The organism is Paenibacillus sp. MY03, from assembly GCF_002165585.1.
GTDB lineage: Bacteria > Bacillota > Bacilli > Paenibacillales > Paenibacillaceae > Pristimantibacillus > Pristimantibacillus agaridevorans.
This window is the reverse complement of sequence record NZ_MXQD01000042.1, coordinates 110842-121431: the sequence shown is the minus strand read 5'-3', so window position 1 is coordinate 121431 and position 10590 is coordinate 110842. Positions and strand designations below refer to the sequence as shown.

Annotated in this window: 8 protein-coding genes and 1 pseudogene; 2 read left to right on the top strand and 7 right to left on the bottom strand. The window is 56.4% G+C overall.

The window, feature by feature from the left end; all coding sequences use genetic code 11:
• Positions 1-1038: 1038 nt before the first annotated feature.
• The 4 genes and pseudogenes from B1748_RS37655 to B1748_RS27120 all read right to left on the bottom strand — a co-directional run.
• Positions 1039-1209 (bottom strand): annotated as a pseudogene (locus tag B1748_RS37655) (TFIIB-type zinc ribbon-containing protein); the annotation flags it as partial.
• A gap of 34 nt (positions 1210-1243) precedes the next feature.
• Positions 1244-1459: a hypothetical protein gene (locus tag B1748_RS27130; protein ID WP_087571066.1), complete on the bottom strand. Its 216-nt coding sequence runs from the start codon at positions 1457-1459 to the stop codon at positions 1244-1246.
• 141 nt (positions 1460-1600) lie between these two features.
• Complete coding sequence (locus tag B1748_RS27125; protein ID WP_179215849.1) at positions 1601-1921, bottom strand: hypothetical protein; 321 nt, start codon at positions 1919-1921, stop codon at positions 1601-1603.
• Between the two features lie 82 nt (positions 1922-2003).
• Positions 2004-2573: a xanthine phosphoribosyltransferase gene (locus tag B1748_RS27120; RefSeq protein ID WP_087571065.1), complete on the bottom strand. Its 570-nt coding sequence runs from the start codon at positions 2571-2573 to the stop codon at positions 2004-2006.
• A 213-nt stretch (positions 2574-2786) separates the two neighbouring features.
• Between B1748_RS27120 and B1748_RS27115 the strand changes: the two genes are divergently transcribed.
• Entirely contained in the window at positions 2787-3494 is a 708-nt protein-coding gene (locus tag B1748_RS27115; RefSeq protein WP_143810389.1) for a hypothetical protein, read from the top strand.
• Positions 3495-3614: 120 nt separating this feature from the next.
• Entirely contained in the window at positions 3615-4661 is a 1047-nt protein-coding gene (locus B1748_RS27110) for a YkvI family membrane protein (protein WP_256975959.1), read from the top strand.
• Here B1748_RS27110 and B1748_RS27105 read toward each other — a convergent pair.
• The 3 genes from B1748_RS27105 to B1748_RS27095 all read right to left on the bottom strand — a co-directional run bounded on the left by B1748_RS27105 (position 4624) and on the right by B1748_RS27095 (position 10479).
• On the bottom strand, positions 4624-8001 hold the full coding sequence (locus B1748_RS27105) for an AAA family ATPase (RefSeq protein ID WP_087571063.1): 3378 nt from the start codon (positions 7999-8001) through the stop codon (positions 4624-4626). The genes B1748_RS27110 and B1748_RS27105 overlap by 38 nt on opposite strands.
• Positions 7998-9278 (bottom strand): metallophosphoesterase family protein, encoded by a 1281-nt coding sequence (locus B1748_RS27100; protein ID WP_087571062.1) that lies wholly within the window; start codon positions 9276-9278, stop codon positions 7998-8000. The genes B1748_RS27105 and B1748_RS27100 overlap by 4 nt, the downstream gene beginning before the upstream one ends.
• 61 nt (positions 9279-9339) lie before the next feature.
• Complete coding sequence (locus B1748_RS27095) at positions 9340-10479, bottom strand: glycosyltransferase family 4 protein (RefSeq protein ID WP_087571061.1); 1140 nt, start codon at positions 10477-10479, stop codon at positions 9340-9342.
• Between the last annotated feature and the right edge of the window lie 111 nt (positions 10480-10590).

The following is a 10590-nucleotide window of genomic DNA, read 5'->3' as shown; positions in this document are numbered from 1 at the left end:
AGCCGTGGAGGTTCGAGTCCTCTCGACCGCACCAACCTTTATATCAACAAGTTCGCGAATTGGCTCTTGGAGCAATTTTCGAACTTTTTTTTGTGTCAAAAATCTTAATTTGAACTTTGATGGAGGCTTAAGTCATCACAATCCCTCCAGCGGGTCCTGGAACCCGATTTTTCCGGGCTATTGCAACCAAAGTTACTCCGCCAGACTCAATAACCCGACTTTCTCGGGCTATTGCAACCAAAGTTACTCCGCCAGACTCAATAACCAGACTTTCTCGGGTTATTGCAACCAAGCCTGCTCCGCCTGGCTCAATAACCCGACTTTCTCGGGCTATTGCAACCAAAGTTACTCCGCCAGACTCAATAACCAGACTTTCTCGGGTTATTGCAACCAAAGTGACCCAACTGCTCTCTGGAACCCGATTTTTTCAGGCTGCAGCACGCGAAATTACTATAGAGCCTACGTCCGGTGGTTTGCAGCCAGCCCTGCTCGGCCCACAATCGCCAAAAAACCTCTTAAATCCGATTACACAGATTTAAGAGGTTTTTTTGATTCCGGCAGATGGTTCATCCTTTATTCGACCCCAATACAGCTTCAGCTCAATTAGTCGAACAAATCGCCGAAAACGTCCAGCATCGTTTTTTTCTTTTTGTACGGACGACCGTACTTATCGTAGCCGTACTTGCTGTTCCCCTGTCCGTATCCATAACCCTGTCCAGGGGCAGAACCATAACCTGGCTGACCGTAACCAGGCTGGCCGTATTGGCCCGGAGGCTGTTGGTAGCCTGGATTGCCGCCTTGCGAATGAGGCTGCTGATAACCGGGATTGCCGCCTTGCGGAGGCGGCGGCTGGTAGCCGCCTCGCCCCGTCCCATCGTAACCCGGAGCTGACCCGTAGCCCGGACTTGTCCCGCCTGCGCCAGGAGCAGGCGCGCCGCTATAACCGGCTTGTCCGCCAGGACTGTTGCCGAATGCTCCGGCTTGACCCTGATCTACATTTGGCGGCGCCTGTACGCCACCATAACCCGTGTTCTGGATTTCCTGCTCCATCCGCTCGTAGTCGTCGCGCACCTCGCGGACGCCCTGCAGCAGCTTCTCCAGCTCGCCGCGATCCAGCCATACGCCCTTGCATGCCGGACAGACGTCGATGAGCACATCCTCCTTCTGCACTTCCTTCATTCGCACATCATCGCATACTGGACAATTCATGGAATCACTCCTCATAGTTTGTTGTGATTTTCTATTATTCCAGCGGAGATCTTCGCTCCTCGGATGCAGGCTGGTACAGATAACCTCTGCTCAGCTTGACCACTCTTCTGCTTGGTTTGCGGATCATGACGGAGACGTCATCCCAGGCGACGACAATGCCCGCCACATCGTTGCTCTCCAGATCGTCCCGCACAATTCTGACTGTCTCTCCCGAATGCCGAAACGCATCCAGCTGTTCCTCCGAAATCATCGCTTTCCCGCACCTCCTATGTATAGTGACAACTTGACGGCAATCTATCGCCCGTTAATCGGACAAAGACCCCAATGACAGCTTGCGCAAATCATTGAGGTCTACCTCATCCATGGTGCATTTATGAGTGTAACCTGTCTCTTAGCCTACATGCTCTTTGGAATCGTTGGTCTCGTACCATTCGTCCAGCACGCGGGAGGACATAACTCTTTTGCCGATATACTCCGATTGCTTCTCGGTAAATTGATCCTTCCACTCGATGGACAGCTCATCGCACAGCTTGACGATCGTCAATAGCTCGGACCATGCGACGTAACGTTTGTACCAGAAAAATTGCGGATGCTCAATCATATAAGGATATAGATCATCGAATTCGGTATGCTTGCAGTCTAGCGCTCTCTCGAAATGGATCTTGGCGTCATTTAACTTCACGTTCATAAACTCGGCAGATAGATTTTCCATGATGGTGTGCCTCCCCTCGATCACTTACGTTTATTATAAGCCATATCATTCTGCTGGGAAAGAGCGAACATGCTGGAACATCTTACTCAAAAGTAATCTCTCCGCCCTCCAGCGATGCAATACGCACGAGCGATTCTACGCGAATGCCGCTTTCGCGAAGCGTGCGGCCGCCGGCCTGGAAGGATTTCTCGACTACGACTCCCATGCCGACCAAGGCCGCTCCGGAACGTTCGATTATTTTGATCAAACCTCTGGCCGCATCGCCATTAGCGATAATATCGTCGATAAATAATACCCGATCGTCGCTCGTTAGAAACTGCTTGGATACCATAATATCGGTAACCATTCCCTTGGTGAACGACGGGACCCGCTCGCAATAAGCGTCCGGATCCGCGATGAGCGTCTTCTTGCGCCTGGCGAACACGAGCGGCACGCCAAGGACGTACGCCGTTGTAAAAGCGGCCGGAATGCCGGATGACTCCACCGTAACGACCTTCGTAATCGACTGCTCTGCAAACCGCGCCGCGAATTCGCGGCCCATCTCCATCGTAAGCTCCGGGTCTACCATATGATTAATGATCGCGTCCATCCGCAGCACGTCGCTCGACACTACCGACGATTCTTGCAATATGCGTGTCTTAAGCTTCTCCATCATCCATTACCTCCGCTTTTTTTCCCTTTTCGATAACGTACCATAGGATTGGCGCGTCGCGCAACCTAACATCTTGTCAAATAGAAGCCCGGCTTGGAGTTGGCGGCGTCATACATGAATCATTTACAAACCTTTTTTGTAGAAAACAGCAACCTTCCAGTCCTGTAATACGTTACAATAGAGAGACATTAACGAACGGCGGTGGTAGGAAACATGAAGAGAAGGAATACGATGGACAAGCCTTGGCGCAAGGAGCTCATGATTTGCGCGACGGCGTTTATGCTGCTGCTTGCAGGCTGCCAATCCGCCAAGCCGGACCAGCAGAACGGCAACGACGACAACGTTGTGATAGCGGAGGAAGTTACATCGGATGGCCCTCAGAAGTCCTACCTGGAAGACGCTGATCCGAAAACGGTCGGCAGCGACGCTCCGAGCGGCAATCTCGCAGGTACGGACGACGGTTCGTCCGCCGAGACCTCTTCTGCCAAAAAGGACAGCGGAACGGCGGATCCGGGTCAGCAAAATGAGACCAAATGGAACAAAAGTGTTCCCGCGCTGCATGGCATCGCAATTGGCGACGGCGTCTCCGCCGTAACAACGCTGCTGGGCAAGGAGCTCGACAGCTACTTGCTGGAGGAAGAGAGCAGTCAAATTCATGTCCATGAATATGAAGGCGTTTCGGTCGGTTTCAGCGGCAAAGGAGCCGTCCATTTCGTCGAGGTGTTCGGACTGGACGCTGCTACCGGCTTGAACGGACTTAAGATCGGCGACAAACCCGAGCAAGCGATCAAAAAGCTCGGCCAGCCGGAAGTGCAGTCCGAATATCACCTGACATACGAAGCAAAAAAAGCAAGACTGAAGCTGGATATTGACCCCGGCAGAAATGAAATTGTATCCATGAAGCTGATCGCTGCAAGTTAAGCGGTCGGCTTTTTTTGTTGTCCGGGACGTAATTTGGACGAAAATCCCGTCAGGCAGTCATTTAGCCTCTTCATTGGACATACCCTGTTAAGAGAATGCTGTTGGATCGGAGGGTCGCCGGTGCAGAAGAGGACAAGCAAGGTGCTGCAAATTGCGTCAACTTATATGGGTACGATCGTTGGGGCGGGTTTTGCGACGGGACAGGAAATTTTGCAGTTTTTCACAAGATTCGGTTATTGGGGTACGATCACAATCGCGTTCGCAACTGTTTTGTTTATCTGGCTCGGCACCAAAATGATGATTATCGCCAGCGAAATTCGCGCCAATTCCTACGAGGACCTTAACAAGGCGCTGTTCGGCGACAAATACGGGCGGCTGATCAGCCTCTTTATGCTTGTCATCTTGCTCGGCGTGACCGCGGTCATGCTGGCCGGGGCAGGCACCATCTTCTATGAGCATTGGAATATAGCGTATCAGGCCGGACTGTTGATCACGATGGCGGGCAGCTTTCTGCTGCTGCGCAAAGGAATGAAGTCCATTCTTGCCGTCAATGCCATCGTCGTTCCGACCATGCTTCTTTTCACCGTTTTCGTCATGATCCACACCTTCCACACGCCGGGCTCCGCCAAATTTCTGACGTTGTCCACCGACTACTCCCCATGGGCCGCCCTGGCGTCCCCTTTTCTGTATACCGCCTTCAATCTGTCGCTTGCCCAAGCCGTTCTGGTGCCGCTAGGCGCGGAAATTCGCGATCGCAAAACGATCGTCATGGGGTCGTGGCTGGGCGGCATCGGCATCGGCTTTATGCTGCTCGCCGGTCATATTGCTCTCTCCTTGCATATGCCGGGCATCCAGCAATTTGCCATCCCCATGGGCGGCATCGCCAGACAGCTGGGACAGTACGTACAGTTTATCTACATGTTCCTGATTTTTGCGGAAATTTTCACGACGCTTATCGCCAACATCTACGGCCTGACCTTGCAGCTTAAGGAGCGCACGAGCTGGTCAAGAGAATGGCTGACGGTCGCGGTACTGCTGGTTTGTTATTTGGCCAGTCAGATCGGGTTCGGGCCGCTGCTCTCCACGCTGTATCCGCTCTTCGGTCTTATTAGTCTCGGCTGGCTCATTCTTATGATCCGCCGTCGGGTAACGTTCCGGAATTCTTGACGGAATGGAATGCCGTCGCCTGCTGCGGAGTCATATCGACGGTCACGGCGGCTCTGCAGCCGGCAAGCAGCGCATCCCGCACATGCTCGTGGCAGGTAAACAAAATGATCTGACGTTCCGAAGCGATTTCGTTCATCAGCGCGGAAGCGGCATGCAATCTGGCGCGATCGAAGTTGACGAACAGATCGTCGAGCAGCATGGGCAGCTTGACGGTTCCCGTCGCTTCCCGGGCAAGCGCAAGCCTCATCGACAAATACAGCTGCTCCGCCGTTCCCCTGCTAAGCAGGCCGCTGTCCTTGGCGATGCCGTCCGCCCGCTCTATGCCTATGCCCGCTTCGGGACCGCCGGCATGAACGCGCACATACCTCCCCTCCGACAAAAGCCGCATATAGGCCGTAGCGTGGCGGAGCACGGAAGGCTGCCTTTCCTCCTCGAACTTCTTGCGCGTCGCTCGAATGAGCGCTCGGCTAACGGACAATACGGCGTATCGGCTGGAATCCGCCTCCAGAGCAGAGACTGCCATGGAGCGCTTCGACAGCAGCTCGCCGCGCTTCTCCGCGCTGGTCAAGTGCTCCATCGCCTGCTTGACGCGTCCTCTGCGCTCCAGCCAAGACTGCTGCAGCTCCGATAGTCGGGCAGCTTCAATTTCGGCCTCGCGAAGGCACTGCTCCAGCACCAGCTCGTCGCATGTCGTCCATAATGCTTCCAGCTGCGCCAAGCGCTCGGGAGATTGTCCGGCGGTCAACTCGATTTGCACCAGACTGTATTCCCCCTCCCATTCTCCAAGCCGCACCCGATTATGCAAGGCCGTCTCGTATTGCTCTTCGGTTGCTGCGCCTGCTGCTTCGAGCAGCTCGCCAATCTCCTTGCTCATCATCGAAAGAGCGGATTCCGCATGCGACAATTGTTCGGTCATCTCGGCTTCTTGAGAAGCAAGCGACAACTCCTCCGAACGGGAGGCAGCTTGTCTGCGATACTCTCCTTGCAGCAGCGTCAACGCGAGCACGGGATCCTGCGCAGATTGGCGCTGCCATTCGGCGTATCCTTCGCAGAGGGCAACCGCATGCCGGACGTAATCCGACCGCTCGCGGCCGGCTGCCGTTATTTTTGCGGACAGCCGGTCGTACTGGCGCAGACGATCCATTGCGCCTTCAGCAAGCTCGAACGTCTCCAGCGCGGCTGTCGGCGACAGGCTCTCGGGCAAAGCTCGAGCGGCCAGCCAGCTCCGCCATTCCGCCGCTGCTTGGCTTGTCTCGGCCACCGCTATAGCCAAAGCAGCTTCGCGCTCGTCCAGCATGGCGCGAATCCGGCTCAGTCTCGCCTCATGCTCGTCCATACGGGAGGCTAATCTCTCCTTGCGAGCCAGATGATCGCCGGTTGCCCCGACTTTAGCTTGCAGCGCTGATCTCGCTTCTGGCTGCGTTCTTCCCGCGGAGCGGTCAATTAACGCGCTCAAAACCGCTGACGGATCCTTCACGAGCAGCCCAAGGGCCCTCTCTAACCGCTCCTCGGCTGCACTAGCCGTCTCCGCAGCGTCAGGGATGCCGCCTGTTGCAGCGCTCCAGCCCCTGTTGTTGCCGCTTTTGCCGGAGCGTCCAGCCAAACGGCTGTCTCGATCGGATTTCCCTCTCGTTTTTGCCCTGTTTGCACCTCTATCCGCGGACAGTCGGCCTGCGACCAAAAGTGCGGCGGATGCTCCGCCAATCAGAAGCGCTGCGGCTAAAGCACCGTCGGATAGATCGCCCAGCAGGCCGGTCAGCGATCCTGCTGCGAGCAAGGCGGCAGCGCCAAGCCCGCTTATGCCCCACGGCAGCCAGCTTGTCCTGGCCCCGCCGGAAGCGATGTACTCCTCCTTCGTCACGGCGTCGGCGGACGGGCTTGCGGATTGCTGACGAGCCCGCTCCAGCTCCCATGCGCGAAGCGCTTCATCAACCGATGACCAGGCTTGAGCCAGGCCGGACGGAGTCAGCTCCAGCAGCGAGTATATGCCATCGCCTCCTGCTGCGCTCTCGGGCAGCCGCTCCAGCCGAAGCGCGGTTGCAGTCTCCTCAAGCAGCGCTTGCGCTTCGAGATGCCTGGCTTGCAGACCTTCGCATTCGGCTCCCAGCTTCTCTTCCTTGCGCTGCATGACCAGCATCCGCTCTCGCACTTCCCTGACATCGTCCTTATCTGCTACCGTTACCATTAATTCACGAAGCTGACGTTCCGTCCATTCGGGCGATATAGCTGTAACCAGCTTGGCGATAACTTCGTCCAGCGACTCCAGCTCGACCCGCCATTCCGAAACTTGCATAGACAGGCCGCGGATTCGCTCCGCCCCTTGCAGCATCGCTTCGAGCTCGTCGCCCCGCGCGAGCAGCGTATCGTCATACGTGAGCGACCGCCTTCTGCCCTCTGCCTGTTCCAGCTCCTTGCGAAGTCGCACGGCCTCCTCCTTCAGTACCTCTCGTCTACCCTTCAAATCATCCCATACTGAAGAAGCATCCGCATCCAGATGTCCGGCACCCGAGAGCCGTTCCATCTCGGCGCGCAGCAGAATGCCGCGCAGCCAGATCGGCCTCGCTTTCACGGCCTTGCGCAGCAGCCGAACACTCTCTTCTGCAGCCGGTACCGCTCCCTCCAGTGCCGCCAGCTCCCGCTCTGTCGTCTCTCCTTCTCGAGTAAGCTCATTAAATCGATCGATGCCGTCCTCCAGACCCCGGAGCTCCGCATCGAGAGATTCGATCGTTCGCGCATAGCCGATCAATCTCTGATTTGTCCCCTTTGGCTTGAACAGCTCGTCCATCTCGGCTTGTATACGTTTCTCGGCTGCCGCAACGGCGCGCCCCTCTTCCCAGCCTGCCTGATAGAGATAACGGCCTAGCTCGCCGCCGGACAATGTACCGACTTCCATCAGCTCCGACAATGTAATCGCGAAGAGCTGCCGATAGAGCCGCTCCTGCACGCCGCCGAGAAACTGCCCCTCCCATGCGGCCTGCTCCAGTACCCGCTCCGTTCCGAATTCCGTATCATTAAGCCATTTTTCGCCGTTGTCTCGCTGCCACTGCTTTACCTTGGGCTTTCCGCCTGCAATTGCCGCGTAACGCTCCAAAAGAAATTCGCGTCCTTGCGCATCGGCGAAAACAAGCCTCCCTCCATGTCTGCCGCCTCCAGCAGGCTCATGTCGTTCTCCGGGGGAAGATCGTCTCGGGAAACCATACAACATCGTTCGCAGGTAGCCGAACAACGTGCTTTTGCCCGCTTCGTTTGGCCCGTAGACGACAATGACCGGAGCATCCAGTCCGATGCTCCGATCATTCAACTCGCCGTATCCGTCAATGCGCGCTTCGATCAGCCTCATTCCTTTTCCCCTTCCTCCGCGATGGCTTCGATGGCAAGCAGGCGCGCCTCCTCCAGCCAATCCATTGGCAGCTCGTCCCAGCTCCGCCGGCCCAGCTTGCCCAACTTGGGATGGCTGTCGATGTCCGCGATCGCAGCCCTTGCGAACATTCTCCAAGCCTCGGAATTCTCGCGCAGCCTCTCTCCAAGCCGATACAGCTCGCCTGTAAAGCCATCATCCATGGCAAGCGCGGCCCAGTCCATCTGCGCGAAGGTCGAAGCTTCCAGGCTGTGGACGTACACCCATGCAGATCCCTCTCGCCAGAGCTCCTCCTGAAGCTGCTCCAGCAGAGCCGCTGTCAACGTCCCATCCTTAAGACGCGCATGCAGCGGACCGCTCCCCGCAAGCTTAAGCCTTAACATAACGGGCCGCCCTTCGCCCTCTTCAGAGGCACTGCCTGCCGCCGTCTGAAGTCTGCTCAGCAGCTCCTGCTCGGTCGCCGCGCCTTCGATGGGCACGATCATCTCCTGCCATCTGACGGCATCCAGAGGCAGGAAGGTCAGATCGGTCGCTCCAGCGGCGGACACATCGACGAGATAACAGCCTTTGGCCCCGGTTTCTCGCGGATTGCGGCCTTGCGAATTGCCGGAGTAGACGACATGGGGATACTGATGCAGCACTTCGCGCTTATGGATATGGCCAAGCGCCCAATAGTGAAAGCCGCCGCCGGTCAATTGCTCCAAGGAACATGGCGCATAACTGTCGTGAGAAGGGTCTCCTCCCACATTGCCATGCAACAATGCGATATGATAGGGGGCATCGGCATCCGCAGCATAACGCAAGGCCAGGTTTTCGGTCACAGCTCGCTCCCCGTAGGATACGCCGTAGACGTTGGCAGCCAACTCGCCGCTTCTCGTATAAGCAGGCGCGGATTGTACCCGATTGGCTCCGAAAATATGTACGCCATCCGGCAATTTTAGCTTAGCCCGCCGGCCGCCCAGATGATCGTGATTGCCATGAATGGCGTACACGGCAATGCCATGCCCGGCGAGACGCTCCCACTCCTTCATCAGCGCGAACTGGGCTCTCAGGGAGCGGTCCGCCTCGTCGAACAGATCGCCGGCCACGACAACGAAGTCGACTTCATGCTCGATCGCCGCATCCGTTAATCGTCTCAGCGCCGCGAACGTGGCGGCAGAGAGCGCCGTCCGAACGGCGTCCGGCGCCTTGACGAGTCCGCGAAACGGACTGTCGAGATGCAAATCCGCTGCATGAATAAATCGGAAAGGCACACCCACTTTCGCTTCAGCTCCCTTCTTCCCGAGTTAGACGAGCCTTCCTCTATGGAAGGCCGCCTTCTTACGTTGCCGATCCCTCCGGCTTCAGGCCGAGATAGACCTTTTTGAACTGCGTGATGACCCTTTGCAGCGAATACTCCTTCTTCGCCTTGTTCCAACCCGCTCTCGCCAGGTTATGACGGTAGATGGGATCCGATACGACTTTCTCCAAAGCCTCAGCCAGCGCCAGATGATTTTCCGGCTCTACGAGCAGTCCGTTAACGCCATCCTCGATCTGCTCTCCGATGCCGCCCACATTCGTGCCCACCAACGCCAGCCAGCACAGCGCCGCCTCCGCGAATACGGAGCCGAACGCCTCCGCGCGCGAAGGCAGGACAAACACGTCGAAGAACGGCATAAATTCCTCGGGATGCAGCATATAGCCGTAGAAGATAATGTCGTCGTACAAATTAAGCTCCTGCGCGAGCGCCTCGAGCTCCTTGCGCATAGGGCCGTCTCCGATGATGTGCAGCACGAACGGACAGCCGCGCTCCTTCAATTCGGCGCAAGCCCGGAGCAGAATGTCCAGTCCCTTGGCCGGAACGAGCCGGCAGACGGTAATCAACTGCGTAACGGCATTATCATGCGCGATCGGCTTGAACCGCTTCTCGTCGTAGCCGTTGGGAATGACCTTGATGGCCTCCGGCCGATCCACGTAAGGCGCGATATACGAGCGAAATGACGCCGACACGGTTGTCAGTAGATCCGCCTTCGCCTCCAGCTCCCGATAAATCGATGTCAGGAAGCGGTGCTCCGTCCCGCCTTCCCGGATCCTGCCGTTGAGCATCAGCTCGCGCTCATAGCTGGAGTGGATCGTCATAATAAGCGGCGTGTCGGGATAGAGCTGCTTCATGACAAGCGCCGCGATCGGATGATGGGCATGAATAATATCGTAAGACTTTTGCAATCTCAACTTGGTCCACCACACGTAATCCTTGTATGTCTGTATATATTTGGCGACCAGAGGATTATCTTCGAAGTCGCGATGCTCAAAGGTTTCGAAGCTCACTTCCTCCTGTCCTTTGTTTCTAACGCGTTTGGGGAGCGAGAACAGCTCCATCCCCCATCCCATCTTGATGAACCGTTCCTGTATATAAGGCACCATCGACGATACGCCACCCGGCTGCTCCGGCGGGAAAAACAATGCCTGCAAAATATTCATGAGCCAACTCCCGATAAAAAGTCTAAAGCGTAACTCCGCTTCGAAAATAGTGCCAGATTCATGGTTACGAAACTACTGGAATATGATATATTAGAACATATGTTTCTGTAA

What these genes read in the sequence shown, in the direction of transcription:
- B1748_RS27130 (WP_087571066.1), bottom strand. Translation starts at nt 1,459, where the DNA reads ATGATTTCGGAGGAACAGCTGGATGCGTTTCGGCATTCGGGAGAGACA.
- B1748_RS27125 (WP_179215849.1), bottom strand. Translation starts at nt 1,921, where the DNA reads ATGGAAAATCTATCTGCCGAGTTTATGAACGTGAAGTTAAATGACGCC.
- B1748_RS27120 (WP_087571065.1), bottom strand. Translation starts at nt 2,573, where the DNA reads ATGGAGAAGCTTAAGACACGCATATTGCAAGAATCGTCGGTAGTGTCG.
- B1748_RS27115 (WP_143810389.1), top strand. Translation starts at nt 2,787, where the DNA reads ATGAAGAGAAGGAATACGATGGACAAGCCTTGGCGCAAGGAGCTCATG.
- B1748_RS27105 (WP_087571063.1), bottom strand. Translation starts at nt 8,001, where the DNA reads ATGAGGCTGATCGAAGCGCGCATTGACGGATACGGCGAGTTGAATGAT.
- B1748_RS27095 (WP_087571061.1), bottom strand. Translation starts at nt 10,479, where the DNA reads ATGAATATTTTGCAGGCATTGTTTTTCCCGCCGGAGCAGCCGGGTGGC.